The following is a 23,879-nucleotide window of genomic DNA, read 5'->3' as shown; positions in this document are numbered from 1 at the left end:
ATGGCCGACTACTACGAGATCCTGCACACGGTCGGGTTCGAAGAGACCAACCTGGTCGGCAACGTCTACTACGTGAACTACGTGCGCTGGCAGGGCCGGTGCCGCGAAATGTTCCTGAAGGACAAGGCGCCGGCGGTGCTCGAAGAGGTCCGCCGCGATCTGAAGCTCTTCACTCTCAAGGTGGACTGCGAGTTCTACGCGGAGATCACCGCGTTCGACGAGCTCTCCATCCGGCTGCGGCTGGAAGAGCTGACCCAGACCCAGATCCAGTTCACCTTCGACTACGTCCACCTCACCGGCGAGGGGGAACGGCTGGTGGCGCGCGGACGGCAGCGGATCGCCTGCATGCGCGGCCCCAACACGGCGACCGTGCCCAGCAGGGTGCCCGAGCAGCTGCGTGAGGCGCTGGCCCCGTACGCCGTCGACGGCAAGGGGGAGTGACGTGGGTGAGGTGGAGGAACCTACGCGGCCGGTGCTGAAACGCCTGCCGACACCCGCGGCGCGACGACGGCTGTCCGCGCAGTCCGGGTTGCGGGAGGTGATGGGCCAGTTCGCCACCGGGGTCACCGTGCTGACCGCCGGGGGCGAACGGGCACACGGGATGACCGCCAACGCCGTCACCTCCGTGTCGCTGGAGCCGCCGATGGTGCTGTGCTGCGTTTCCCGCGCGGCACGGATGCACGAGGCGATCGTGACGGCGGGTTCGTACGCGGTCACGGTGCTGGCGTCGGACCAGAAGGAGCTGGCGAAGTACTTCGCGGACTGGCGCCGCCCGGCCGGGCTCGCGCAGTTCGACTCGGTGGACTGGACGGCGGGGCCGCGGACCGGCGCCCCGCTGCTCGACGGCGCGCTCGCGTGGCTGGAATGCGAGCTGGCGGAGGTCTACGAGGGCGGTGACCACTCGATCTTCCTCGGCAAGGTGGTCGCCTCCAGCCGCGGCACCGCACAGGACTCGCTGGTCTTCTACAGCGGCGGCTACCACCAGATCGACGGCCGGATACGGGCATCGGCCTGAGTGGTCCCCATCAAGGGAGAGGAATTGCCATGACCATCAACGAATCCGCCACGACCGCCCCGGCGCCCTCGGCCGAACGGCCGCCGGTGGTGACCACGATGCCCCGTCTCGGACGGGGGGTGTGCTGGGGCGACATCAAGCGGGAGATCGAACTCGACGAGCTCGAGCGCGAGGCCAGGCTCAAGGAGGCGGCGTGACCCTGCAGGGCGATCCGGGCGCTCAGCGCACGGAGGACTCCGAGGTGGTGCCGCTGCCGGAAGACCGGCTGCGGCGCCCCCGGATCCCGAGGGCGACCGACGGGCAGGTGATCCCGCTCGCCAGGGGCGCCGAACCGGTGCACCCCCCGGAACCGACGATGCCGTTGCTGCGCACCCAGCGCGACGAACTGCGCGAGCACATCGTCGACGGGCGGCTCGACGGCGTCCGGCGGCAGCATTCGCTCGGGAAGCACACCGCGCGCGAACGGCTGGATCTGTTGCTGGACCCCGATTCCTTCACCGAGGTCGAGCTGTACCGGCGGCATCAGGCGAACGGGCTCGGGCTGGCGGAGAACCGGCCGTACACCGACGGGGTGATCGCGGGCTCGGGCACCATCGACGGACGGCGCGTCTTCGTCTACGCGCAGGACTTCACCGTCTTCGGCGGTTCGCTCGGCGAGGCGCACGCGGCGAAGATCCACAAGGTGATGGATCTGGCGATCGCCACCGGTTCGCCGCTGATCGGGCTCAACGACAGCGGGGGAGCGCGGATCCAGGAAGGTGTCATGGCGCTCAACGGCTACGGCGGCATCTTCCGCCGTCAGGTCGAGGCGTCCGGCGTCATCCCGCAGATCAGCGTGGTGCTGGGGCCGTGCGCGGGCGGGGCGGCGTATTCGCCCGCGCTCGCGGACTTCGTCTTCATGGTGCGCGACACCGCCCGGATGTACCTGACCGGGCCGGACGTCGTCGAGACCGTGACCGGGGAACGGGTCAGCCACGACGAACTGGGCGGCGCGGACGTGCACGGCGCGTCGTCCGGCGTGGCGACCGTGGTGCACGACGACGAGGACAGCTGCCTCGCCGACGTCCGCTACCTGGTCTCGCTGCTGCCGTCGAACTATCTGGAGCCCGCGCCTCGCGAACCGTCACAGGACGCGGGCAAGGACCGGCGCCCGAGGTTCGCCGAACTCGTCCCGGTGGAGCCGAACAAGCCCTACGACATGCGGGACGTGTTCACGGAACTGACCGACGACGGCGAGTTCTTCGAGACGCACGAGCGATGGGCGCCGAACGTGCTGTGCGCGCTCGCGCGGATCGACGGGCGCGTGGTCGGCCTGGTCGGCAACCAGCCGATGGTTTTCGCCGGCGTGCTCGACGGACCCGCTTCGCAGAAGGCCGCGCGGTTCGTGCGGTTCTGCGACGCGTTCAGCATCCCGCTGGTGACCCTCGTCGACGTCCCGGGTTTCCTGCCGGGAGTCGAGCAGGAGCATTCCGGGATCATCCGGCACGGCGCGCAACTGCTGCACGCCTACTGCGAGGCGACCGTGCCGCGGATCCAGGTCATCCTGCGCAAGGCCTACGGCGGCGCGTACATCGTGATGGACTCGCGGTCCATCGGCACCGACCTGTCCTTGGCGTGGCCCACCAACCAGATCGCCGTGATGGGCGCCGAGGGCGCGGTCAACGTGCTGTTCCGCAAGGACCTCGCGGTCGCGCCCGATCCGGACGCGTTGCGCGCCCACCTGGTCGCGGAGTACACCGAAGAGTTCATGAACCCGCAGTACTCGGCGGAACGGGGGCTGGTCGACGACATCATCGACCCAGCCGACACCCGGTCCGCCGTCGCCAGGGCGCTGGACATGCTGCAAGACAAGCGAAAGGCCGCACCCCAGCGCAAGCACGGCAACCATCCGATCTGAACGGGGGGACCATGTCACCGTCCGAAAAGGACAGTGTGGCGATCTTCCGGGTCCTGCGGGGGGACCCGGAAGACGCCGAACTGGCGGCACTCGTCGCCGTCTTCACCGCGCTCGCTTCGGCCGAGCCTCCGCCCGCCGCGCCGGCGCGATCCGCCTGGTCGTCCCGGACCCCGGCGAGCTGGCGCACTTCGGTCTTGCGCTGACGGCCGTTGCCACATGACGCGAAAGCCACTTTCGCAACCTTCAACGTTGCGAAAGTGGCTTTCGCGTCATGTGCGTTCAGGCGCGTGACTCGCGTGATCGGAGGCGTGACTCGCGTGCTTGAGCGCGTGACTCGCGTGATCGGAGGCGTGACTCGCGTGCTTGAGCGCGTGACTCGCGTGATCGGGCGCCGCACTACGCGCTGAGCCGTCGCGCGGCCTCGCTTTCCCGCCGCGGCGGATACGTGCTGTGGCAGGTGTGCACGGCGACGTAGAGGACGCCGCCGTCGATCACCGTCTCCAGGTCCGTTCGCTCCCCAGGCGCGAACGGGCCTCCGCAGACCGCGCAGGTCCGCTGCCGTTCCGCCGCGCTCACTGCCTGTCTCGCTGCTCGGGAACGGCCGGGTCGGGCCACGACAGGCCCAGCAGGTCGACGTCGAGTTCGTCGTCGGCGTAGATCTCGTACGGGTCGAGGCGCTCGGTCATGGTGTGCTCCTTGGTCTTCCGGATACCACAAGGGCACTACCGGCACCCCCTCGCCCGCAACTTTTTCTTTGCTCAGCACGAGCCCCCGGCGTCCTCGATCGTGCCACGATCGGCTCCCGATCGGACGGGTTCATCCTGGTTGTCAAGTGAGTCGTTCATCGAAGGCCGGGAGGAACGCCATGACGGCACAGGTGCGAATTCGAGTGGTCGGCGATGATTTCGACCCGCGCGGGACCGTCGAGGCCGACGCGACGGCGCTCGTCCCGGAGCCGCGGCAGGCCGCCGAGAACGAGCCGCCCGCCGACCACATCATCCTCGGCTACAACTAGGCCGGACACGGCCTGCTCGACCGGTACGTAAAGCACGAACAAAGAAGACCACCGGGTATCGCGCGCGCGAGAATGAAGATCGCCCACGACCCGGCCAGACCACGAGGAGGCCTCCGGATGGCTATGCGCCTCCAGCTCACGTCGGGTTTGCAGGTGCTGGAAGAATGGGCGATCAATGCACCGCAGGCTGATCGAAATGTCATCTACGAAGCACTTTTCGCGGTGGCCGACGGATCCGCCTTTCTCATCTACGACATTTTCGGAGACGGCCGGGATCCGCATCAGTTCATTATTCTGGTGAAACATGATCTCGTCATCCGGATAGGGCTCAAGCGGTCCGATTCGTCGTTCGAGATCGTTTACATCGGCGCGCTGGAGCACGGCACACCCGCCGCTGCCTGGATCGAGGACGCCGACGGTTCCTGAGCCGGTACCGCTGAACGGCCCAGTCTCCTGCCCCTTACCGGCAGCCTTTCGTACCAGTGGGTCATGCGTTCCTCATCTTGACATCGTCCAGTTCGGCGTGAAATTCTTCCGGTGTTTGGGGGCGGGGGAATTCTGCCGGGCTGGAATTTGTGTTCGAGGGCTGGAGGCACAAAAAATGTCATCACCTGAATTCCCGGGATTGGATGTTTCCACACGGGTTCGCGCACGTGACATTCAGATGGCCGGGGTCGCCGATGTCCGCCGCCGGGTGCTGATGATCTCCGGCGCGATCGACACCACCGACCACGATATTTCGGTCAGCGTCAACCTCCCGGAGCCGGGTCGCTGGCAGGTGATCAAGTCCGAGACCAACCTGACCGACAAGACCTGGGTCGCGATGCAGGTCGTCACCGACGAGGACTCGACCTTCGTCAACGACGCCGAGACCCTCGTGCTTTCCCGCCAGTTCTCGAAGTCCTTCATGACACCCGACCAGCGCCGCCTCACCTTCTACGACGGTGAAGTCCGGCCCGGCGAGGCCGTGCTGAAGGTGTATTCGCTGGACGCGGGCGGGCGGAAGCCGACCTACTCCTACTCCCGGTACAGCCCGATCGCGACCGACACCGCCGAGCAGTCCCAGCAGACCCTGGACGAAATGATCAGCAACGGGATGAAACAGCGCCCCGTGATCGAGCTGATCGTCCCGGTGACCGTGATCGGCTGAGTACGCCGGTGATCACGTTCGTCCCGGAACCCCATCTGCTCGAATCGCCGCGCGGGCGGGAGTGGCCGGTCGTCCCCGGCGCCCGCGCGGCGGCCACCGCCGAACCGCCGTCCGGCGCCGACGTGGTCATCGTCGGTGCGGGCCCGGCGGGGCTCGCGGTCGCTTCCGCGTTGTGGCACCACGGCGTGCGAGACCTCGTCGTCGTCGACCGCGACGGCCGTCCCTGTGGCCGGTTCTTCGACCGGATCGACCTGCTCGGCCAGCGCGTGCTGCGGTCACCGTACGAGCACCACCCCGGCGTCGAGGGCTACCGCGACTGCGAACTGCTGGACTTCGCCCGGCTGCACTGGTCGGTGCTGACGCCGGTGGAGCGCCGTGAGATCCGGATGGCGCAGGCCGGGCACCGGTCCGTCGTCCCCGTCGACGTCTTCGAGGCGTACTGCCGTCATCTGGCCGCGAGCCATCACGTCACCGAACGGACCTGGCGCGGTTCGGTACGCGAGGTGCTGCCGGCTGGAGCGTCCTCGGAGACGGTCACCGTGCGCGCCGACCGGTTCACCGTGACCGCGCGCCACGTCGTGCTGTGCCTCGGCGAGGAGCGCCGGTCCGCCCCGGACACCTGGTGGGGCGGCGGTCATCCGCCGCGCGGGGTGAGCTACTGGGACGAACCCGTTCCCGCCGCCGGCAAGCGGCTCGCAGTCGTCGGCGCCGGCCTCACCGCCGCACACCTGATCTCCAACGGGCTCACGCAAGGCCGCGAGGTGCACTGGGTGGTTCGCGAAACGGGCGAACGCTACCAGTGCGCCGACGTCAACTCGTCGTTCTTCCGGCCGGAAGGCCGCGCCCGCTTCGACGGTGTGACCTGGTCGGAACGGCTCGAACTGATGGGCCGCTTCCGGCGCGCGTCGATCATGTTCGAGTTCCGGCCGATGCTCGAGGCCGCCGAAGCCGAGGGACGGCTGATCGTGCATCGCGGCAAGGCGATCACGAAGGTCGCACCGGGGGCCGCCCTCCACCTCGAAGACGGTTCGCGGGTTTCCGTGGACCACGCCGTCCTGGCGCTCGGCACCACGCCGTCGATCGGTGACGGCCTGATGCCCGGCGAGGCCGTCCTCGACCGCGGCGGCTGGCCTCAGCTGGACGAGCGCACCTTCGCCTACCTCGGCGCGGCGCGGGTCTTCGCCGTCGGCGCGGCCGCGGGGATGGCGCTGGGCCCGGCCGCCCGCAACATCGACGGCCACCGCGTCGCCACCGCGCGGGTCGCGGCCGCCATCGCCGAGAACCTGCGGCGGGAAGCCCTGCCGCGGACGGCCGCGAAGGACGTCGCCCGTGTCTGAGCCGTACGACTCCCGCTTCACCCTGCCGTCGATCGACGACGCTCCCTCCACGGAGGCGGGGGTGATCCTGCTGGGCCTGGACGCCGAACGACTGCTGGCCGGCGTCGGGCTCGCCCGTCTCGCCGACGAGCCCGCGCTGGTCGCCCTCGCCGTGGACCAGGCCCGGCACGACGCGCTCGACCTGGGCACCGACGCGCTCGTCGAAGCCGGGATCGCCCGCTGGCGCGCGGTGCGCCCGTTGATCGAAGCAGGTCCGGAGATGACAGCGGCGGGTTCCCTGCGCCGAGAATGGGAACACGCCACCGCGCGGGTCACCGCCGCGGTGACCGGGCTGGGACCGGCTTCGGTGGCGTGCCTCGCGGCCTGCTGGCTGCGTCGCGACGACGTCGAAAAGTTCGCCGAGCACGGGCGGGCGCCGGAAAAGGGGAGCGGTACACACGATGTCCTATCTCGGGTCTTTGCCGACTGACACCACGCTGCTGCAGGTCTTCCGGAAGTTCCCGGCGCCGGCGTCGAAACTGCTGGATCTCCACGAACTGATCATGCGGGCGCCGTCGGTGTTCGACGCGGGGGAGCGGGAGCTGATCGCGGCCTACGTCTCCGGCGTCAACGACTGCCGGTACTGCCACGGGGTCCACACCGTCACCGCGGAGGCTTTCGGTGTGCCGGAAGGGCTTCTGACGGCCGCACTGGCCGATCTGGACTCCTCGCCCGTGGACGCGCGCATGAAGCCCGTACTGGCCTACGTGGGCAAGCTGACGCGCACGCCGTCCCGGATGACCGACGCCGACGCGGAAGCGGTGTTCGCGGCGGGCTGGGACGAGGCCGCGCTGCACGACGCCGTCCTCGTCTGCGCCCTGTTCAACTTCATGAACCGGATGGTCGAGGGGCTCGGGATCCGCGCCGACGACGCCTACGCGAAGATTTCGGGCGTGCGGCTGAAGGAGGGCGGGTACGCCGGTCTGGCGCGCCTGCTCGAATCCTGAGTCGACTGTCCACACCGGACAACCGTGCCGCACTGAGACCGGCCGGCCGCGTTCCGTCACCGGCAATGCCGCTGTTACTCCGTTCGACAGCGGAGGTCGCGGAAGTGGAGCAGTCGAGGAGAACCTTCTGGCGTAGGTGAAAAGCACATCGCCGCGATGATGCATGGCACTGGCCGCGAACCGGCCCTGGGCAGCACGATTCCCTCAGCGAAGGAAAACCGCCGAACAGCCTGGGAGCCATTCGATGAAGAACGCTGTGACCGACAACGTCCGCTCGCTCTTCGCCGTCCGGGGAATCGACACCGGTTTCGCCGGAAACCAGGTCGATCTGGTGATCGACCGTTTCGACAACTGGACCAATCAGCCACGCGGTGACGTCTTCAACTGTTTCACCGGAGCCTGTTGCACCGCTCCGCCACTGGCCGAGGCGAGCTGAGCGCACCCCACCGGACCGCCGCTCGCGCCCCGAAGGCGAGCGGCGGTCCGGCATGTCGACGGAAAGTAGCCGACCGACTGCGGAACCGGTCGCCCCGCGCCGCTTTTGCCGTGACGTCCCCAAAACGGACCGGACCGACGCACCACCCGAACGGTGGAACGCGTTCCGTCCGGGCGTGTTTATGTTGGGGCCATGGGGGTGCGCGTGAGGGGACGGCGCGATGGTGATCAGAGTTCTGGTGGCTGAAGACATGCATATCGTCAGGGGAGCGCTCGTGGCGCTGCTGCGGCTGGAGCCCGACATCGAAGTGGTGTCCGAAGTGGCTTCCGGTGACGAGATCCTCGCCGCCGCGCGGGTTTCCCGGACGCAGGTCGCGGTCATCGACATCGACCTCCCCGGCAAGGACGGGCTCACCGCGGCCACCGAACTCCACGAGCAGCTGCCCGAGGTCAGGACCCTGATCCTGACCAGTCTCGGCAGGCCCGGCACGCTCCGGCGGGCGCTGGCGGCCAAGGTGAACGGGTTCCTGTTGAAGGACGCCCCCGCGGAGAAACTCGCCAACGCCGTGCGCGGCGTGGCGGCCGGGCGCCGGATGGTCGACGGCGACCTCGCACTCGCCGCGTGGGACACCGTGGAATGCCCGCTGACCCCGCGGGAGATCGACGTCCTGCGGCTGACCGCCGAAGGCCGCGACACCCTGGAGGTCGCGGCGAAGGCCTTTCTCTCCACCGGAACCGTGCGCAACTACCTGACCACGATCGTTTCGAAGCTCAACGCGCGCAACCGCGTCGACGCGATCCGGATCGCCAGGGACTCCGGCTGGATCTAGACGGGCACCACGGCGCGCAGCCGGAACCGCCCGTCGGCCTCGACCCCGGCGGTCAGCTCCCCGCCGAGTCCGGCGACGCGGTCGGACATGTTCGTGATGCCGCTGCCCGGGGCCTCGACCCGCGCCGGCCGCTCCGGACTCGGTGGCCGTCCGTTCTGGACACCGTCGTTGACGATGTCGAGCGCGACGCCGTTCACGGTCCGCCGCACGGCGATCTCGCAGCGTTCGACCTTGCTGTGCCGCAACACGTTCGTCACGCCTTCGCGCAGCACCACGGCCAGCACCGTCCGCACCGTCGTCGGCAGGTCGTCCTGCTCGATCTCCAGCCGCACCTGGACGTCGGCGGCCACCAGCACGGCCTGCGCCGACCGGGACTCCTGATCCAGCGACAGTTCGCGGTAGCCGCTGGCCACCGAGCGGACGTCGGCCAGCGCCTGCCTGGTCAGCCCGAGGATCTCCAGCAGCTCGTCGGACGCGCGGTTGGTGTCGATGTCCATGATCCGGCTGGTCAGCTCACTCTTCAGCGCGATCGCCGACAGGCTCATCCCGAGCAGGTCGTGCAGGTCGCGGGCGAACCGCAGCCGCTCCTCGGCGACCGCGACCTCGGCGAGGCGTTTCCTGGTCTCGCCCAGTTCGGTCACCAGCCGGATCAGCCAGATGAGACCGAAGACCATCAGCCCGGTGTTCAGGATGGACGCGAAGCTGTAGAAGCCGCCGAGGAAGTCGGTGCCGTAGCCGATCCGGATCAGCACCACGCCCGCCGCGGTCGCGGCGAACGCCGTCCATCCGGCCAGCGGCGGCAGCACCAGCAGCGCGGTGCCGGCGAACAGGCTGGGCAAGCTCACCCAGGCGTGCCCGAGCGGGATCAGCGGCAGGAAGATCAGGCAGGCCTGCACGAACAGCAGCGCGTAGCTCTGCCGCGAACGCAACCGGACGTTCGGCCGGGCGAAATAGGACAGTTGCAGCGTGGTCAACGCGGTGAGATACCCGGCGATGAGGAGGAGGGACCAGCCGTCGTCGGTCAGCATGAAGGCCCGGGCCATCGCGGAGAGGCTGAAGATGACGAAGACCGCGGACATCGTCCATTGGACGTTCCTGGCGTCGATCCGGGACCAGTGGCCGGGCTCCTGCTCCAGCGCCGCCTCGGCGGGCTCGGCCTGCTCGGGCACCGGGAGTTCGGCGTGCAGCCGCCACCGGCCCGCCGCGTCGGGGCCCGCGCTGAGCCTCCCGCCGTGCCCGGCGACCTCCTCGGTCACCGCACGCAGACTCTCCGCCGTCTCCTCCGGGACGTCCTCGTGCGCCGTCCCGTCGTGCACGATCTCCAGCGCGACCTTGCCACCGGTCTCTCGCACGGTGATCTCGCAATGCCCGACGCCGGTGTAGCGGAGCACGTTCGTCACACCCTCGCGCAGCACCTTCGCCAGCAGGGTGCGCAGCTTCACCGGCAGCTCGACCTGCTCGAGTTCGAGCCGCACCGAGACGTTCGACGCCGAGAGCAGCGACACCGCGGTCCGTGATTCCTTGTCGAGCGAAAGCTCCCGGTAGCCCCTGGCCACCGACCGCACGTCGGACAGCGTCCGCTGGGCGATCCCGGTGATCTCGGCGAGTTCCGCGCGCGCCTGGTCCAGGGATTTGCGCAGCAGCCGGTGGACCAGCTCGCCCTTGAGCGCGATCGCGGACAGGCTGAGCCCGAGCAGGTCGTGCAGGTCCCTCGCGAAGGCCAGCCGCTGCTCCGCGACGGCCCGCCGCGCCAGTTCGGTCCTGGCCTGGTGCAGCTCGGTCACCAGCCGCGCGAGCCAGGTCAGCAGATACACGACCAGGGCGTAGAAGACGGCGGTGACGCTGTCGAACAACGCCCCGAGCCAGGTCTCGTCGTAGGTCCACAGGATCCAGATCGTGCCCGCCATGAACACGGTGAACACGGTCCAGCCCGTCCTCGGCCGGAACAGCAGCAGCGCGCTGCCCGCGGCGAGGGTGGTCAGCGAGCTCAGCGCCGCGTCGAAGTGCAGCGTCGACAGGTAGGCCAGGCACGCCTGCACCACCAGCATCGCTTTCGCGAGCTTGGTGTCCAGGCGGACCGCCGGACGGCTGAAGTACAGCAGCTGGATCGCCAGCACGGGCCCCACGTACAGCACCGCCAGCAGGCCCTGCCAGAAGTCGACCCCCGGCTGCAGCAGAACCGCGAGGAGACCGAACAGACAGGAGTTGACGAAGACGACGGTGATGATCAGCCCGGCGAGGAACAAGGCCCGCCGGGGGCGCCGGTCGACCCCGGCGGTACCCAGAGGTTCGGCGGTCACCGCGAGCTGTTCCGGCACAGGCACCCCAGTGGTCACAGAAGAAGTCTCGGTCTTCGTCGTGCTTCCCCCTGCGTTGGCCGTGGCAGGCCGCCGCACGACCTTCCATCGCCGTGTGATTCGGATCCTAACCCATGTTCGTTACCCTGGTGGCTTCTTCCGGGTAGGGCGGGACTGCCGCAAGGGAGGCGCTTTCCCCGCTGGGGACAGGGAAAAAATCGCCTCGATCACCCGCGCGGGTGTGGTTCGTTCGGACCATGAACGCGATCGCGGAAGACGCCACGATGGAAGACGTGCGCCGATCCGCTGTTCCACTGTGTACGCCGTGTACGCCGCGTACGCCCTGTACGTCGCGCACGCCCGGCACGCCGCGCCGGGCGGGCTCTCGCGGCGGCCGTGGCCCGGTGGCCCTAAGCTCGGCGCATGGCCAGGTATTTCGACGTACATCCGGAGAATCCGCAACGACGCGCGATCGGACAGGTCGTCGGCATCCTGCGCGAAGACGGGCTCATCGCGTACCCGACGGACTCCTGTTTCGCCCTCGGCTGCCAGCTGGGGAACAGGCAGGGCATCGACCGCATCCGGAGCATCCGCAAACTCGACGACCGCCACCACTTCACCCTGGTGTGCCAGGACTTCGCCCAGCTGGGCCAGTTCGTGCACGTGGACAACGCGGTCTTCCGCGCGGTCAAGGCGTCGACGCCGGGCAGCTACACCTTCATCCTGCCCGCGACCAAGGAGGTGCCGCGCCGCCTGCTGCACGCCAAGAAGAAGACCGTCGGCGTGCGCATCCCGGACCACGTGGTGACCCAGGCGCTGCTGGGCGAGCTCGGCGAGCCGCTGCTGTCGAGCACGCTGCTGCTGCCCGACCAGGAGGAGCCGATGACCCAGGGCTGGGACATCAAGGAACGCCTGGAGCACGTGGTCGACGCGGTGATCGATTCCGGCGAGTGCGGGGTCGAGCCCACCACGGTCATCGATTTCTCGTCGGGGGAGCCGGAGATCGTCCGGCGCGGCGCCGGCGACACCTCACGCTTCGAATGACGCCATTCGGCACCTGGTTGCGATCGTTGCGTGTGCAAGGACCGCAAGCAGGTGCCGAATGGCGGAGGTCATCTTCAGTGCGTGACGAGCCCTTCGGTCTTCGACGGCGCCGAGGGGATGTGGAACAGCCGGGTGAACAGCTCCAGCATCGCCGGGTCGCCCTTCACGGCCACCGCGCCGCAGGTGAGCGCGCTCGCGGCGTCCAGCTCGCCGTTCAGCAGCTTGAGCACGACCGGGCCGCGCGGCTCGATGACGAGGTCCGGCTCCGGAAGCGGGCCCTCGCCCGCCGTCACCGCGCCGTCGTCGATCACCGCGTGGACGATCATCTGATCGCCGTAGTGGAGCTCGAACGAGCACTGGATGCCGCGTCCGGCGTCCGGCTGGAACGTCGTGTACAGCGACAGGATGGCCGCGTCGAGGGTGAACAGATCGTCGGCGGCCGGGTCGGTCAGCGAACGGGCGCCCCACAGGCCCAGCTGCAACAGGATCTGGTCGAGGTCGTTGCCGTACTCGGTGAGCTCGTAGACCACCCCGGCGTCGAGCTGCGAGAGCACCCGGCGCTGGACGACGCCGTGCCGTTCGAGTTCGTTGAGCCGGGTCGACAGGATGCTCGTCGGGATCTTCGGCAGGCCGTGCTGCAGCTCGTCGAAACGCTTCGGGCCGAGCACCAGGTCGCGGATCACGAGCAGGGACCAGCGTTCCCCGATGATCTCGAGCGCGCGGGCGAGGCCGCAGAACTGGCCGTAGGTGCGAGCGGTCATGCTTGACTCCTCAACTTCCTTGATCTGGTGACGGGGTGGTGCTCGTTCAGCGGACGGGGTGTCCCTCGGAAAGCAGTTCGCGGTGCAGCTCCCGCAGTTCGGCGCAGGGTTTCACCCCCAGTTCGTCCTCGAGCCTGGTCCGCAGCCACTCGAACGTCGCGAGCGCGTCGCTGCGCCTCCCGCTGAGCCCGAGCGCGCGGATCAGCTGGGCGTGCAGGCTTTCGTCGAACGGGTCGGCGGTGGTGAGCGACCGCAGCACGCCGAGCATCTCCCGGTGGTTCCCGGCGCGGATCTCGGCCTCGATCCACAGGTCGCGGGCGTTGCGCCGATGCTCCAGGAGATAGACGGTGTAGGCGGCCAAGGTCGGTCCACAGTGGATGTTCGCCAGCGGGGGACCGGACCACAGGTCCAGCGCGGTACGGAACGCGTGCGCGGCCGCCGCGTCGCCGCCTTCGTCCAGCAGGTCGCGGCCGAGGCGGTGAAGCCGGTGGAACTCCGACACGTCGACCACGCCCGCGTCGATGTCGAGCCGGTACCCTGGCGAGCTGGTGACCAGCAGGCGGCCGGTGCCGTCCGGGTCGAGATGGCGGCGGAGGTGATGGACGTAGGTGTGCAGAGTCCGGCGGACACTGCGCGGCGGCGTGTCGTTCCACAGCTCGTGGACCAGCGAGTCGACGTGGACCGTCTTGCCGGGACGGATGAGCAGCATCGCCAGCAGCTGCAGGAGTTTCGGCGTGCTCGGCGCGCGATCGACCCCGCCGATGTGCAGCTCGAGCGGCCCCAGAACCCTGGCCGTGTCACCTGGTCCGATGGTCATCGCGTGCATCCCTGCCCCTCCGGCGGAATCCCCCTCAATGACGGTGACAGAGGCGGAACCTTCGGAACAGTGCCGGAAACACCCGGCGCACGGTGATTTCTTCGTTGCCCCCGTATGCGATCCTCACGACCTGGAGCAGAGAACTGTTTGTGGCAAAAGAGAAGACGCGGAACGGGTCAGAGCCAGTCCGAATCGGTGGCGATGCGGATGGCGTCCACCCGGTTGCGGGCGTTGAGTTTCGTGACCACCGTGGCGAGATAGTTCCGCACGGTTCCCGGTGACAGGAACAACTCCGCCGCGATGTCGGCGACCGTGTGCCCGTTCGCGGCGAGGCGGAGGATCTCGGCTTCCCGCGGGGTCAGCGGGCAGTCCTCGGTTTCCCAGGCGGACAGCGCGAGTTCACTGTCGATGACGCGGCGGCCGATGGCGACCGAGCGGACGGCGTTGGCGAGCTTGTCGGCGGGCGCGTCCTTGAGCAGGAAACCGTTCACCTTCGCGTCGAGCGCGCGGCGCACGGTGCCCGGCCGGCCGAGCGAGGTGAGGATCAGCGTGCGGACGCTCGGAAGTTGCTGATAGAGCTCGGAAGCGGCGGCGAGCCCGTCCTTGGCGGGCAGGTCGATGTCGATGATCGCGACGTCCGGCAGATACTCCGCGGCCATCGGAAGGATCTTGTCGCCCGAGCAGACCTCCGCGACCACCTCGATGTCCTGTTCGAGGTTCAGCAGAGCGACCAAGGCGCCGCGGACCATGTGCATATCCTCGGCCAATAGGACTCGGATCACTCCGACCTCCTCTTCCCCAGAAACGCGCTAACTCTCAGTGTACATAGCAAACCCGGAAGAGTGAATCGGAATCGCACGATACAAGGTTGCGCTTTTTTCGGCCGCCTGCTCGGCCGGGTGGAACCCTGGTGAGCTGCGACGATGTCATGGCTTCGAGCATACTGAAACTGAGAGCGATCGATTACTCGCTGTTAGGTGAGAAGACGGTAAAAAGTATTGCCATAAGTGGTTTTCATTCTCTGTTGAGTACGTTCCATTACGGTGAATTAGTCCGGCGAACGGGTGAATTCGACGTCTTTCGAAGACGGGGATGGACTGTTCGGCGGTACCCGGGCGCCGACCTCGATCGGCCGTCGAGCGCGGCGTGGTCTCCTCGGCACGAGCCGAGTTCGCGCGAAGCCGACACTATCCACAAAGGACGTAAGTGATGAGCTCATTGCTGGGTGCCCTGCGCAAGGTCATGTTCGCGCCTTCGCTGGCTTCGGTCGGCTTCGAGGGGCGAGGCTTCGGAGTGCCGCCGACGCCGGCGACCGCCCGTCTGGAGTCGATCCCGCAGGCGGTGGTGTGCGGCTTCGAGTGGGGGATCGACGCGCCGGCGCTGTGGGAGGCCGAACGGCGGCTGGACATGGTCGAGCCGGAGCTGCGCGGGTTCGCCTACGAGGGTGCGGCGATGGCGTTCACCATCCTCGACGTCATGCCCGGCGGCCGGACGGACCGCACGGCCGAACTGATGAGCGGCCCCGGACTCCCGCACGTGTTCCTGACCTACATCGGCATCGGGTTCGCGATGGCGCGGCTGCCCCGCCCGCTGTGGAAGAAGGTGCTGCCGGAACTGGACGGCGTCCCGTTCCACCCGACGATGAGCTGGCTGGCCGTCGACGGCTACGCCTTCGATCGCGCCTACTTCGACACGCGCAAGTGGGTCGAGGAGCAGTTCGTCCCCAAGCCGTACCCGTGGGCGGGCGCCCCCGCGTACTTCCCGCGCGCCTGCGACCAGGGCATCGGGCGGGCGCTGTGGTTCATCAACGGCGGCGACCCGGTGAAGGTCGCCGCGGCGGTGAACCGCTTCCCCGCCGGACGCCGTCCGGACCTGTGGAGCGGGGTCGGGCTGGCCGCGACCTTCGCGGGCGGCTGTGACCGGCCGGGACTGGTGAGACTGCGTGAGTCGGCGGGGGAGCACCAGGACGAACTCGGCCTCGGTGTCGTGTTCGCGGTGAAGGCGAGGACGTTCTCGTCGTTCGTTCCGCCGCACACCCGCCTCGCCGCGCGGGCCCTCGCCGGGCTGAGCATCGAGGAGGCCGTCGGCCTGGCCGACTCGACCGAGGTCACCGCGGACGCCGCGGACGGGACACCCGCCTACGAACTGTGGCGGCAGAACATCCGGGACGGGCTGGCCCCCGCGGCCGGCCGTCTGTCCGCCTGAGGTGCCGCAGATGTCAGGAAAGGGTCGTTCAAGACGTTTTCCGTCCTGAACGACCCTTTCCTGACATCCGGGGGAGGATCAGGCCGCGCGCTTGAACGGCTCCGGCCGGTGCCGCAGATCGGGCAACGCGAGCAGGACCGGCGGGTCGAACAGGCGTTTGGGGCGCATCCGCAGATCCGCCAGCCGCGCGGAGACACCCGGTTCGACGGTGATCGGGCCGTGGTGCCCGGTGTACCCGGTGCCGCGGCGCATGGGCGGGCCGGTCACGCAGTGCGCGACAAGGTGCCAGGTGCCTTCCGGGACATCGGTCAGCTGATAGGGGCCGGGGACGTCGATGACCGTGTACCGCACGGGCGCGCCCTCGGGGATGCGCGTCGGGAAGAGACCGACGAAGACGAGGCCGGGCGAAATCTCCGGCGGCGCCGACACGAAACCTCGGACGACGGCCCGCTTCGCGCCCGGACGGGGATCGCCCGCGAGGTGACGCTGGAACCCGCCCTGCCGCCGGTACGCGGACGGGGAGAGGCCGACCCGGCTGCTGAACCGCGTGCTGAAGGTGCCGACACTGTTGTAGCCCACCTGGCGGCTGATGTCGGCGACCGTGATCGAGGTCGTCAACAGCAGGCTCTTGGCCTCGTCGAGCCGCAGCGCGGACAGGAACCGGCCCGGCGAGACGCCGGTGGCCTGCTGGAACACCCTGGTGAAATGGAATTTGCTGAACGTCGCCGCACGGGCGATGTCATCGATAGTGAGCTCTTCGCCCAGTTTCTCGTTCATGGCCCCAATGGCTCGCTCCACGGCTCGCCGGACAGTCTCATCCATTGTACCGTCCTTTCGCTCGAGGAATTCTGGCTTGCTTTGCGGTTTCGACACTAGTGTTCGCCGCCGCTTCTCCTGAAGTGCTTGATTCACCGCCGGATATGGATTCATGTGTGCGCCGACGTGAAAATTTCACGGGGTCCCGGACATGCGAAAACCACGGTCCGGCGGTGCTGGGCACACTGGATCTCACCGGCCGATGGCCGCAGAATTCCTGGTAGCGCATTCACGCCGGAACTTCCCCGGCCGTGTTGGCGCGGTCCGAAGAACGTATTCCCGCGGCAACACAGAACCGGCCCTTGACCGCGTCCCCCCGCGGCGGTCAAGGGCCGGTTTCCATTTCGGGGAACGTGTGTGTGAGGATGGTATCGGCGGCTCGGGGGCGGGATGCGGTGAAAGGCAGATGGGGTCGATGATCAAGGTCCTGGTGGCCGAGGACATGCACATTGTCCGTGGAGCCCTGGTCGCGCTGCTCGGTTTGGAACCCGACATCGAGGTCGTCGCCGAATGCGCCAGCGGCGACGAGATCCTCCCGCTCGCGCGGTCCGCGAATCCCGACATCGCGCTCATCGACATCGACCTGCCCGGCAAGGACGGGCTCACCGCCGCCGCCGAACTGCACGAACAACTGCCCGGTGTGCGCACGCTGATCCTCACCTCGCTCGGCAGCCCGGGAACCCTTCGGCGGGCCCTGGCGGCGAAGGTCAACGGTTTCCTGCGCAAGGACGCGCCCGCCGACAGGCTCGCCAACGCGGTCCGGGGGGTCGCCGCCGGGCGGCGCGTCGTCGACGGCGATCTGGCGCTCGCCGCCTGGGACAGCGAGGAATGCCCGCTCACCGCCCGCGAGATCGAGGTGCTCCGGCTCGCGTCGGTCGGCTCCGACCCGACCGAGATCGCGGCCGAACTGTTCCTGTCCGCCGGCACCGTGCGGAACTACCTGACCACCATCGTGTCGAAACTCAGCGCGCGCAACCGGGTCGACGCGGTGCGGATCGCCAAGGAGTCCGGCTGGCTGTGAAGCCGGTTCGTTTCACCGGGTCGGGACGTTCATCGTCGCGTGGGCGAGCTCCGCGGCGAACTCGCCGAGCGAAGCGGCTTCCGCGAACAACCGGCGCTGCCTGGCAGCGCCGGTCCCGTGTTCGAACACCGAGTCCAACCCCCGCTCGACGTCTTCCTCGTCGCCCGCGGCCTTGAGCGCCGGCCGGACGAAATCGACCAGTTCACCGAGCAGGTGGCGCTGATCGGCCTCCCTGCCGGTGAAGACGTCGATGCCCGGCCCGTCGAGACCCCGGCGCGCGGCGGCCGTCAAAGCCGCGCCGATCCGGGTCCCGCGGGCTCGCGGCGATCGCGTCGTCACGGCACAGGTCGCGACCAGTCCGCGCACCAACGCGGCGAGGAGCACCGCGTCGTCGACGGCAAGGCAGACGTCGGCGATCCGCACCTCGACCGTGGGATGGCGAGGGGAAAGGCGGGCGTAGAAGTAGACCCCCGCCGCGTCGAGCGCGTCGCCCCGGCGCAAGGCGTCGCCGATACTCCGGTCGTACGCGGCCGCGCCGGACCACTCGTCCGGCGGTTTCGCCGTCGGCCAGCGATCCCAGATCGGGAAACGCCTGCTCGACCAGCCGGAGTCGGCGCCGCGCTCCACCGGGGAGTTCACGCTGAGCGCCAGCAACGGGGCGAGCCACGGCCGCAGTCCGGTGAGGATCCGCGCGCCGAGATCCCGCGACGGCAGCCCGACGTGCACATGACAGGCACACGTTCCCGCCTCGTCGATCAGCTCCGGGAACGCCTGTGCCATCCGCCGGTACCGGGGTTCGGGCGTGAGCGTGTCACCCCGCAGTTCGCCGGGTGGGATCCCCGCCGCCACCATGAGGCAACCGTCGGCCTCCGCCGCCGTCGCGACGGTCTGCCGCAACCGCGTCAGCTCCGAGCGCACCTCGTCCAGGCCGCGGCAGACGCCGGTCGCGGTCTCGATCTGGAACCGCATCAGCTCACCGCTGACGTCCGGCCCGGGAACGAGACTTGCGAGAAGTTCGGGGGCACGCAACGCGACCGCGCCGTCCACCGGGTCGAGAAGGACGAATTCTTCCTCCACCCCAAGGGTGAAGTCCATGCCGTCGACCGCCATGTCTCTCCGTTTCCGGGGAATTCGCCGGTACCTCTGAATCTCCTCCTCCGAGCGCGGCGGGGAAAGGGCCGGTGTGCTGAACTTCGTTGCGGCGAAAGTGTTTCGTGGTCTCACTGACGGTCTAGGCTGAGTTCATGATCGATCTGTATCCCCCTGCCGAGCCGTATGACAACGGACTGCTCGATGTAGGTGACGGCAACTTCGTCCACTGGGAGACCTGCGGGAACCCGGACGGCAAGCCGGCCGTCATGCTGCACGGCGGCCCCGGGCAGGGCTGCACGCCGGGAATGCGGCGGATGTTCGACCCGGCCCGCTACCGCGCGGTGCTGTTCGACCAGCGCGGCTGCGGCCGCAGCACTCCGCACGCGAGCGACCCCGCGACCGACCTGCGGCACAACACGACACACCATCTCGTCGCCGACATGGAACGGTTGCGGGAACACCTGGGTATCGAACGCTGGCTCGTCACCGGCGGTTCGTGGGGCACGACGCTCGCGCTCGCCTACGCCGAACGGTTCCCGGAGCGGGTCACGGAGATCATCTTCAGCGCGATCAGCACGACACGGCCTTCCGAGATCGACTGGCTGTACCGCGGTGCCGGCCGGTTCTTCCCCGAAGAATGGGCTCGCTTCCGCGGCGATCTTTCCGGTGACCTCGTCGCGGCCTACGCGCGGCTCATGGAAGATCCCGACCCGCACGTGCGAACCGAGGCCGCTCGCTCGTGGTGTGCCTGGGAGGACACCGTGCTCTCACTGGAACCCGGCGCGACCGTCCACAATGGTCCGATCGGAGACTGGGAACTGGCCTTCGCGCGCATCGTCACGCACTACTATTCCCACGCCGGCTGGCTGGAGCCCGGCGCGCTGATCCGCGACGCCGTCCTGCTGCGGGACATCCCCGGTGTGCTGATCCACGGACGCCGGGACCTAAGCTGCCCGGTGGACACCGCGTGGGAACTCGCCCGCGCCTGGCCCGGCGCGGAGCTGCTGATCGACGACGGCTCCGGGCATCGGTCGAGCGACGTGAAACGGGCCTGGAAACTGGCGGCGCTGGACCGGTTCGCTTCATGAGGATCGGCTTCGGCTGCGGAAGGTGCTCCCAATGTGGCATTGGGGACACTCATCGTCCCCAATGCCACATTGGGAGCACCGTGGCTTTGAAACGCTTCGCAATTAGGTGACTAATTGCGCCGGCCCCCCGCCACTCCAAGACGGCACCGCCCCAAAGACCACAAATCCGCGGCCCCGGAGCACCAGGGCTCAAGCCGCCCGGTGGATGACGATGTCGTCGAGCCGAGTGCGGGCGTAGACCTTGACCCCGCCCTGCCCGCCGTCCGTGGTGAAGGAGTTGCGCACGGATCCCTTGGTGCTCTTGGCATCCACCGACGCGGTTTCCCCTTCGATCCCGACCTCGATGCCGCCGGACGCGTTCGTAAGCTCGGCCTCGCCGCGTGAGAGCCTGCCTACGCGGATCGGGCAGTTGGCGGCCTGTGCGGTGACGTCGCCGTCGGCGCGGTCGATGTCGAAACTCCCGCTCGAACCGGAGAGAGCGACGTCGGACCGGGCGTGCCCGATCCAGACCTTGCCGGTCGCGCCCTCGTATCGGACGGTGCCCTCGACCTCGCCGATCCGCACTCCGGCCGAGCCGCCGTCGACGTCCACGGTGCCGGCGACGTGCCCGATCGCGATCTCGCCCGCCGACAGGTTCCCGCGCACCGACGCGACGCGGTCGACCTGAATCCGGCCTGACGACACCTCCAGCGCGCACTCGCCGAACCGGCCTTCGGCGGTCACGTCCGACCAGGCCGTGTTGAGGACCAGCTGGGAACCCGTGGGCACCTCGATGGTGATCGCGACCGAACCGTTCTTGCCGCCCGCCTTCTTCGTCTCGATCGACAGCTTGCCGTCGTCGAAGCCGACCTTGGTGTTCTCGGCGACCTTCACGTCCGACTTGCTCGCGGCGTCGATCGGCTCGACGAGCACCACCGTGTCGGGGCGTTCGCTCGCGGTGACGCGGATCCGGGCGCCCGCGGTGGTCAGCGTGGCGGTGATCGGGGACGGCGTGGGGAAGACAGACATGAGAGGAACTCCTCGGTCGCGGTGGTCTTTCGTTGTGAGAGCAACGATCGCCGACCGCACTGACACGGGACCGCCACGACGCTGACATGCCGGGGACACGACGTGACCGGGTAAGGACGCCCCGGCTTCCGAGAATCCCGGCCGAGGCGAGCCGCTACGACGGCAGTACGACGTCGCCGGGGGTCTTGTCCGCGCGCAGCCCCCGCCAGGTCGTGTGCCGCAGGCGGCCGTCCGGGGTCCAATTGCGGTGCACGACCTCCCCGACGAGTTCCGGCTCCACCCACCGCGCCAGCCGCGCCCGGTCACGCGGGACTTCCGAAGCGAAGGGAGGTGTCTTTCTTGTCAGTGGCGCGAGCCTGACATGCAGGTCTTCGAGGGCCTTGTCGCTGAACCCGGTGCCCACGTCGCCGATGTACCGCAGAACGCCGGACTCGTCGTGCGCGCCCAGCAGCAGGGCGCCGAGAGTGCCCGAACGCCGCCCTTCGCCCGCGCGCCAGCCACCGATGACGACCTCTTGGGTGTGCCACAGCGCCCGTTTGACCCATTGCCGCGTCCGCTTGCCGGGGTAGTACCGGCTGTCGAGCTTCTTCGCGATCAGCCCTTCTAGCCCGTGTTCCCGCGCGACGTCGAGCAGCCGATCGGGGGAGATGTCGTCGTCGGTGTACCCCGGTGGGATGACGATGCGGCCGCCGCCCAGCGACGTCAGCAGCTCGCGGCGGGCGGCGTAGGGCTCGTCGAGCAGAAGGTCGCCGTCGAGGAACAGCACGTCGAAGGCGAAGAAGTGCACGGGGCTGCGCTCCAGCAGCGGCGCGTCCGGCGTGCGCAGATGCCGTGTTTGCAGCAGCGGGAAGCTCGGCCGCCCCTTGTCGTCGAGGACGACGATCTCGCCGTCGAGGACGGCTTCGCGGCCATCGAGCGCTTCACCGGTCACGTCCGGGTACGTCGCCGTCGTGTCGAGGCCGCGCCGGCTGGTCAAGCGCGTCTCACCGTCGCGGGCGACCCGCAGGCAGCAGCGGTAGCCGTCCCATTTGTATTCGTACCCCCACCCGCCGGTGGGCAGGTCACCCTCGGTCGCCAGCATCGGGGCGATCGCGTCCGGCACGGTGGTCACACCTCACGGTACCGTCGAAGGGTGCCTGAGGAGCGGATAACGGTCGAGGTCGAGGGACGGCGGCTGGCGCTGTCCAATCTGGACAAGGTGCTCTACCCGTCGCACGGTTTCACCAAACGGGAGGTCCTCGACTACTACCGCCGGATCGCCCCCGTGCTGCTCCCGCATCTGCGCGACCGCGCCGCCACGTTCCGCCGTTTTCCCGACGGCGTCGACGGGGAGCCGTTCTACGAGAAGAACGTTTCCCGGCACGCGCCCGATTGGGTGCGCACGGCGCGGCTCACCAACCGGGGCCGTCGCGGCGGGGAGGAAACGCTCGAGTACCCCGTCGTCGGCGACCTGCCGACGTTGATGTGGGCCGCCAATCTCGCCGCGCTGGAACTGCACGTTCCACAGTGGACAGTCGGCCCGCGCGGCGCGCGGAAATCACCCGATCTGCTGGTCTTCGACCTCGACCCCGGCCCGCCCGCCGACGTCGTCGACTGCTGCCGGGTGGCCGAGACGCTCAGCGACCTGCTCACCGGAGACGGTCTCACCGTGTACGCGAAGACCAGCGGCAACAAGGGAATGCAGTTGTACTGCCCGGTGCGCACCCGCTCGGACGAACGCACCTCCGAGTACGCCAAGGCGGTCGCGGAGGAACTCGCGCGCCGGTCACCGGAAACCGTGGTCGCGCGGATGACGAAGGCGATCCGCCCAGGCCGCGTGTTCATCGACTGGAGCCAGAACAACACCGCCAAGACCACCATCGCGCCGTACTCGCTGCGGGGCCGCGCCATCCCGACGGTCTCCACGCCCGTGACCTGGGAGGAGGTCGAATCCTGCCGCAAGGCCGCCGACCTGCTGTTCACCGCCGATCAGGTGATCGAACGCGTCGACGAGATGGGTGACCTGTTCGGCGACATCACCGAGCACCGCGCGGCCGTCCCCGCCCGGTGACCGGTGTCATGTTTGAACGGCTGCGTACGGGAAACTCCCAGGTCAGAGGAGTGACCCCGAATGAACGAGAAAGCCATAGACCCCGAAAGCCTGTCCTGCCGCGCCCTGGCCATGCTGCGAGCCGTCGCGCAGGGCAGGGCCGAGATCACCGTCAGCCTGGAGCCGGATCTCTACGTCGACGGCCTGCCGTGCAGTGACCAGAACACGGCGCACCGCCTCGCCCACGCCGGGCTGATCCGGATGCCGCGCGAAGGCGTTCTGGGCAGCCGCGTGGCCGCCGAGTTGTCCGAAACCGGACAGGATCTGCTGGAGCCCTTGGCGTCCGCCGCCTAGCGGGGAGCAACCCGGAAAGACCACTGTGGACTCCTGCCCGTTCCGCATACGATCGGCGGAGCGGGTGCGCGGGGGTGCGCGCCCACCGGGCTGGTGCCTCCGGGGCCGGTGAGGATGTGGCTGTTGACCGGGTATCACACACTGGCCGAGACCGAAAACGCCGTACGGGCCAAACTGGGCGGGATCCCGCTGTTGTGGGAGCGGATGGAGGCGGTCGCCAACCTCCACCGCGCCGCGACGGCGGTGCGGCTGCACTTCGAGAACTCGGTCCTGCGCAACGCGGGCCTCACCTGGACCGCGTTCGTGGTGCTCTGGGTGGTGTGGATCTTCGGCGAGAAGGAGACCAGGCACGTCGCCGCCGAGTCCGGGATCACCAAGGGGACGCTCACCGGCGTGATGAAGACGCTGGAGGCACACGGCCTGGTCACCCGGCGCAAACATCCGGTCGACGGACGTTTGGTGCTGCTCGCGCTGACGGCCGAGGGGGAGCGGCTGATGCGGGAGCTCTTCCCCGAGTTCAACCAGGAGGAAGCGTTCGTCACCGATCGGCTCAGCCCCGGGGAATGCACCGAGCTGGCCGCTTCGCTGCGCGAGATCGTCAGGCAGCTGGAGGAGAAGGGCGAGGAGCGGCGTCAGGCGGCGGCGCGGGGGAACTGACCCCTACCGAAGACGGTTGCGCGGG

Annotated in this window: 29 protein-coding genes; 20 read left to right on the top strand and 9 right to left on the bottom strand. The window is 68.8% G+C overall.

From position 1 onward, the window contains the following. From ACIHAO_RS34095 to ACIHAO_RS34075, 5 genes are all read left to right on the top strand, one after another. Positions 1–441: a thioesterase family protein gene (locus tag ACIHAO_RS34095; RefSeq protein WP_125779735.1), complete on the top strand. Its 441-nt coding sequence runs from the start codon at positions 1–3 to the stop codon at positions 439–441. Position 442: 1 nt separating this feature from the next. Further along, on the top strand, positions 443–1,015 hold the full coding sequence (locus ACIHAO_RS34090) for a flavin reductase family protein (protein ID WP_396564872.1): 573 nt from the start codon (positions 443–445) through the stop codon (positions 1,013–1,015). Positions 1,016–1,044: 29 nt separating this feature from the next. Beyond that, entirely contained in the window at positions 1,045–1,212 is a 168-nt protein-coding gene (locus tag ACIHAO_RS34085; protein WP_396564870.1) for a hypothetical protein, read from the top strand. Between the two features lie 158 nt (positions 1,213–1,370). Further along, positions 1,371–2,912, top strand: coding sequence for an acyl-CoA carboxylase subunit beta (locus ACIHAO_RS34080; RefSeq protein WP_396564918.1), 1,542 nt, complete (start codon positions 1,371–1,373; stop codon positions 2,910–2,912). Positions 2,913–2,923: 11 nt separating this feature from the next. Further along, a complete protein-coding gene (locus ACIHAO_RS34075) occupies positions 2,924–3,115 on the top strand; it encodes an acyl-CoA carboxylase subunit epsilon (protein ID WP_396564868.1) in 192 nt (63 codons plus the stop codon). 193 nt (positions 3,116–3,308) lie between these two features. Here ACIHAO_RS34075 and ACIHAO_RS34070 read toward each other — a convergent pair whose 3' ends face one another. After that, a complete protein-coding gene (locus ACIHAO_RS34070) occupies positions 3,309–3,488 on the bottom strand; it encodes a hypothetical protein (protein ID WP_396564866.1) in 180 nt (59 codons plus the stop codon). Positions 3,489–3,777: 289 nt separating this feature from the next. On the opposite strand from ACIHAO_RS34070, the gene ACIHAO_RS34065 reads away from it, so the two are divergent. The 8 genes from ACIHAO_RS34065 to ACIHAO_RS34030 all read left to right on the top strand — a co-directional run bounded on the left by ACIHAO_RS34065 (position 3,778) and on the right by ACIHAO_RS34030 (position 8,665). Beyond that, positions 3,778–3,927, top strand: a complete 150-nt coding sequence (locus ACIHAO_RS34065; protein WP_396564864.1) for a hypothetical protein — start codon at positions 3,778–3,780, stop codon at positions 3,925–3,927. 117 nt (positions 3,928–4,044) lie between these two features. Then, the gene (locus tag ACIHAO_RS34060; protein ID WP_125786038.1) at positions 4,045–4,353 is read left to right on the top strand and encodes a DUF6235 family protein; all 309 of its coding nucleotides are present in this window, start codon (positions 4,045–4,047) and stop codon (positions 4,351–4,353) included. Between the two features lie 238 nt (positions 4,354–4,591). After that, positions 4,592–5,077, top strand: a complete 486-nt coding sequence (locus ACIHAO_RS34055) for a DUF6423 family protein (RefSeq protein ID WP_257488493.1) — start codon at positions 4,592–4,594, stop codon at positions 5,075–5,077. An 8-nt stretch (positions 5,078–5,085) separates the two neighbouring features. Beyond that, entirely contained in the window at positions 5,086–6,414 is a 1,329-nt protein-coding gene (locus ACIHAO_RS34050; protein WP_396564861.1) for an FAD-dependent oxidoreductase, read from the top strand. Continuing rightward, positions 6,407–6,883: a DUF6187 family protein gene (locus tag ACIHAO_RS34045; protein WP_396564859.1), complete on the top strand. Its 477-nt coding sequence runs from the start codon at positions 6,407–6,409 to the stop codon at positions 6,881–6,883. Before ACIHAO_RS34050 ends, ACIHAO_RS34045 begins: the two co-directional genes overlap by 8 nt. Then, complete coding sequence (locus ACIHAO_RS34040) at positions 6,855–7,400, top strand: carboxymuconolactone decarboxylase family protein (RefSeq protein WP_396564857.1); 546 nt, start codon at positions 6,855–6,857, stop codon at positions 7,398–7,400. Before ACIHAO_RS34045 ends, ACIHAO_RS34040 begins: the two co-directional genes overlap by 29 nt. Positions 7,401–7,644: 244 nt before the next feature. After that, complete coding sequence (locus ACIHAO_RS34035) at positions 7,645–7,836, top strand: hypothetical protein (protein ID WP_396564856.1); 192 nt, start codon at positions 7,645–7,647, stop codon at positions 7,834–7,836. A gap of 220 nt (positions 7,837–8,056) precedes the next feature. Next, complete coding sequence (locus ACIHAO_RS34030; protein ID WP_199748907.1) at positions 8,057–8,665, top strand: DNA-binding response regulator; 609 nt, start codon at positions 8,057–8,059, stop codon at positions 8,663–8,665. Here the strand turns inward: ACIHAO_RS34030 and ACIHAO_RS34025 are convergent. Beyond that, positions 8,662–10,983 carry a sensor histidine kinase gene (locus ACIHAO_RS34025; RefSeq protein WP_396564916.1) on the bottom strand — a complete coding sequence of 774 codons (2,322 nt, stop codon included), beginning with the start codon at positions 10,981–10,983 and terminating at the stop codon, positions 8,662–8,664. The two genes, ACIHAO_RS34030 and ACIHAO_RS34025, sit on opposite strands and share 4 nt — an antisense overlap. A 402-nt stretch (positions 10,984–11,385) precedes the next feature. On the opposite strand from ACIHAO_RS34025, the gene ACIHAO_RS34020 reads away from it, so the two are divergent. Then, positions 11,386–12,006 carry an L-threonylcarbamoyladenylate synthase gene (locus ACIHAO_RS34020; protein WP_125793003.1) on the top strand — a complete coding sequence of 207 codons (621 nt, stop codon included), beginning with the start codon at positions 11,386–11,388 and terminating at the stop codon, positions 12,004–12,006. Between the two features lie 74 nt (positions 12,007–12,080). On the opposite strand, the gene ACIHAO_RS34015 is transcribed toward ACIHAO_RS34020, so the two are convergent. From ACIHAO_RS34015 to ACIHAO_RS34005, 3 genes are all read right to left on the bottom strand, one after another. After that, on the bottom strand, positions 12,081–12,767 hold the full coding sequence (locus ACIHAO_RS34015; RefSeq protein ID WP_396564853.1) for a winged helix-turn-helix transcriptional regulator: 687 nt from the start codon (positions 12,765–12,767) through the stop codon (positions 12,081–12,083). 46 nt (positions 12,768–12,813) lie between these two features. After that, on the bottom strand, positions 12,814–13,593 hold the full coding sequence (locus tag ACIHAO_RS34010; RefSeq protein ID WP_396564851.1) for a BTAD domain-containing putative transcriptional regulator: 780 nt from the start codon (positions 13,591–13,593) through the stop codon (positions 12,814–12,816). Positions 13,594–13,760: 167 nt separating this feature from the next. Further along, a complete protein-coding gene (locus ACIHAO_RS34005; RefSeq protein WP_396564849.1) occupies positions 13,761–14,366 on the bottom strand; it encodes a DNA-binding response regulator in 606 nt (201 codons plus the stop codon). A 427-nt stretch (positions 14,367–14,793) separates the two neighbouring features. Here ACIHAO_RS34005 and ACIHAO_RS34000 point away from each other — a divergent pair, with 427 nt between their 5' ends. Continuing rightward, positions 14,794–15,789, top strand: a complete 996-nt coding sequence (locus tag ACIHAO_RS34000; RefSeq protein ID WP_396564847.1) for a DUF1702 family protein — start codon at positions 14,794–14,796, stop codon at positions 15,787–15,789. A gap of 78 nt (positions 15,790–15,867) precedes the next feature. Here the strand turns inward: ACIHAO_RS34000 and ACIHAO_RS33995 are convergent, their stop codons facing one another. Further along, positions 15,868–16,566: an AraC family transcriptional regulator gene (locus tag ACIHAO_RS33995; RefSeq protein WP_396564845.1), complete on the bottom strand. Its 699-nt coding sequence runs from the start codon at positions 16,564–16,566 to the stop codon at positions 15,868–15,870. Between the two features lie 454 nt (positions 16,567–17,020). Here ACIHAO_RS33995 and ACIHAO_RS33990 point away from each other — a divergent pair, with 454 nt between their 5' ends. Then, positions 17,021–17,626, top strand: coding sequence for a DNA-binding response regulator (locus ACIHAO_RS33990; protein WP_396564843.1), 606 nt, complete (start codon positions 17,021–17,023; stop codon positions 17,624–17,626). A 12-nt stretch (positions 17,627–17,638) separates the two neighbouring features. On the opposite strand, the gene ACIHAO_RS33985 is transcribed toward ACIHAO_RS33990, so the two are convergent. Further along, entirely contained in the window at positions 17,639–18,736 is a 1,098-nt protein-coding gene (locus tag ACIHAO_RS33985; RefSeq protein ID WP_396564841.1) for a glutamate--cysteine ligase, read from the bottom strand. A gap of 134 nt (positions 18,737–18,870) precedes the next feature. Between ACIHAO_RS33985 and pip the strand changes: the two genes are divergently transcribed. Continuing rightward, positions 18,871–19,806, top strand: coding sequence for a prolyl aminopeptidase (pip, locus tag ACIHAO_RS33980; protein WP_396564839.1), 936 nt, complete (start codon positions 18,871–18,873; stop codon positions 19,804–19,806). Positions 19,807–19,995: 189 nt separating this feature from the next. Here the strand turns inward: pip and ACIHAO_RS33975 are convergent, their stop codons facing one another. Further along, entirely contained in the window at positions 19,996–20,814 is an 819-nt protein-coding gene (locus ACIHAO_RS33975) for a DUF4097 family beta strand repeat-containing protein (RefSeq protein WP_396564837.1), read from the bottom strand. 154 nt (positions 20,815–20,968) lie between these two features. Then, entirely contained in the window at positions 20,969–21,925 is a 957-nt protein-coding gene (gene ligD / locus ACIHAO_RS33970; RefSeq protein ID WP_396564835.1) for a non-homologous end-joining DNA ligase, read from the bottom strand. Positions 21,926–21,946: 21 nt separating this feature from the next. Here ligD (ACIHAO_RS33970) and ligD (ACIHAO_RS33965) point away from each other — a divergent pair, with 21 nt between their 5' ends. The 3 genes from ligD (ACIHAO_RS33965) to ACIHAO_RS33955 all read left to right on the top strand — a co-directional run bounded on the left by ligD (ACIHAO_RS33965) (position 21,947) and on the right by ACIHAO_RS33955 (position 23,854). Next, complete coding sequence (gene ligD / locus ACIHAO_RS33965; protein WP_396564833.1) at positions 21,947–22,864, top strand: non-homologous end-joining DNA ligase; 918 nt, start codon at positions 21,947–21,949, stop codon at positions 22,862–22,864. A gap of 60 nt (positions 22,865–22,924) precedes the next feature. Then, complete coding sequence (locus ACIHAO_RS33960; RefSeq protein ID WP_396564831.1) at positions 22,925–23,197, top strand: hypothetical protein; 273 nt, start codon at positions 22,925–22,927, stop codon at positions 23,195–23,197. Between the two features lie 114 nt (positions 23,198–23,311). Continuing rightward, on the top strand, positions 23,312–23,854 hold the full coding sequence (locus tag ACIHAO_RS33955) for a MarR family winged helix-turn-helix transcriptional regulator (RefSeq protein WP_396564914.1): 543 nt from the start codon (positions 23,312–23,314) through the stop codon (positions 23,852–23,854). Positions 23,855–23,879 lie beyond the last annotated feature (25 nt).

Origin of the sequence: Amycolatopsis sp. NPDC052450, assembly GCF_044547565.1 — a bacterium.
Taxonomy (GTDB): domain Bacteria; phylum Actinomycetota; class Actinomycetes; order Mycobacteriales; family Pseudonocardiaceae; genus Amycolatopsis.
This window is presented reverse-complemented; position numbering and strand designations above follow the sequence as displayed.

What these genes read in the sequence shown, in the direction of transcription:
- ACIHAO_RS33990 (WP_396564843.1), top strand. Translation starts at nt 17,021, where the DNA reads ATGATCAAGGTCCTGGTGGCCGAGGACATGCACATTGTCCGTGGAGCC.
- ACIHAO_RS34040 (WP_396564857.1), top strand. Translation starts at nt 6,855, where the DNA reads ATGTCCTATCTCGGGTCTTTGCCGACTGACACCACGCTGCTGCAGGTC.
- ACIHAO_RS34060 (WP_125786038.1), top strand. Translation starts at nt 4,045, where the DNA reads ATGGCTATGCGCCTCCAGCTCACGTCGGGTTTGCAGGTGCTGGAAGAA.
- ACIHAO_RS34095 (WP_125779735.1), top strand. Translation starts at nt 1, where the DNA reads ATGGCCGACTACTACGAGATCCTGCACACGGTCGGGTTCGAAGAGACC.
- ACIHAO_RS33985 (WP_396564841.1), bottom strand. Translation starts at nt 18,736, where the DNA reads ATGGCGGTCGACGGCATGGACTTCACCCTTGGGGTGGAGGAAGAATTC.
- ACIHAO_RS33995 (WP_396564845.1), bottom strand. Translation starts at nt 16,566, where the DNA reads ATGAACGAGAAACTGGGCGAAGAGCTCACTATCGATGACATCGCCCGT.
- ACIHAO_RS34010 (WP_396564851.1), bottom strand. Translation starts at nt 13,593, where the DNA reads ATGCACGCGATGACCATCGGACCAGGTGACACGGCCAGGGTTCTGGGG.
- ACIHAO_RS34055 (WP_257488493.1), top strand. Translation starts at nt 4,592, where the DNA reads ATGGCCGGGGTCGCCGATGTCCGCCGCCGGGTGCTGATGATCTCCGGC.
- ACIHAO_RS33960 (WP_396564831.1), top strand. Translation starts at nt 22,925, where the DNA reads ATGAACGAGAAAGCCATAGACCCCGAAAGCCTGTCCTGCCGCGCCCTG.
- ACIHAO_RS34020 (WP_125793003.1), top strand. Translation starts at nt 11,386, where the DNA reads ATGGCCAGGTATTTCGACGTACATCCGGAGAATCCGCAACGACGCGCG.
- ACIHAO_RS34080 (WP_396564918.1), top strand. Translation starts at nt 1,371, where the DNA reads ATGCCGTTGCTGCGCACCCAGCGCGACGAACTGCGCGAGCACATCGTC.
- ACIHAO_RS34075 (WP_396564868.1), top strand. Translation starts at nt 2,924, where the DNA reads ATGTCACCGTCCGAAAAGGACAGTGTGGCGATCTTCCGGGTCCTGCGG.
- ACIHAO_RS34035 (WP_396564856.1), top strand. Translation starts at nt 7,645, where the DNA reads ATGAAGAACGCTGTGACCGACAACGTCCGCTCGCTCTTCGCCGTCCGG.
- ACIHAO_RS34065 (WP_396564864.1), top strand. Translation starts at nt 3,778, where the DNA reads ATGACGGCACAGGTGCGAATTCGAGTGGTCGGCGATGATTTCGACCCG.
- ACIHAO_RS33955 (WP_396564914.1), top strand. Translation starts at nt 23,312, where the DNA reads ATGTGGCTGTTGACCGGGTATCACACACTGGCCGAGACCGAAAACGCC.
- ACIHAO_RS33975 (WP_396564837.1), bottom strand. Translation starts at nt 20,814, where the DNA reads ATGTCTGTCTTCCCCACGCCGTCCCCGATCACCGCCACGCTGACCACC.
- ACIHAO_RS34000 (WP_396564847.1), top strand. Translation starts at nt 14,794, where the DNA reads ATGAGCTCATTGCTGGGTGCCCTGCGCAAGGTCATGTTCGCGCCTTCG.
- pip (WP_396564839.1), top strand. Translation starts at nt 18,871, where the DNA reads ATGATCGATCTGTATCCCCCTGCCGAGCCGTATGACAACGGACTGCTC.
- ACIHAO_RS34015 (WP_396564853.1), bottom strand. Translation starts at nt 12,767, where the DNA reads ATGACCGCTCGCACCTACGGCCAGTTCTGCGGCCTCGCCCGCGCGCTC.
- ACIHAO_RS34085 (WP_396564870.1), top strand. Translation starts at nt 1,045, where the DNA reads ATGACCATCAACGAATCCGCCACGACCGCCCCGGCGCCCTCGGCCGAA.
- ACIHAO_RS34030 (WP_199748907.1), top strand. Translation starts at nt 8,057, where the DNA reads ATGGTGATCAGAGTTCTGGTGGCTGAAGACATGCATATCGTCAGGGGA.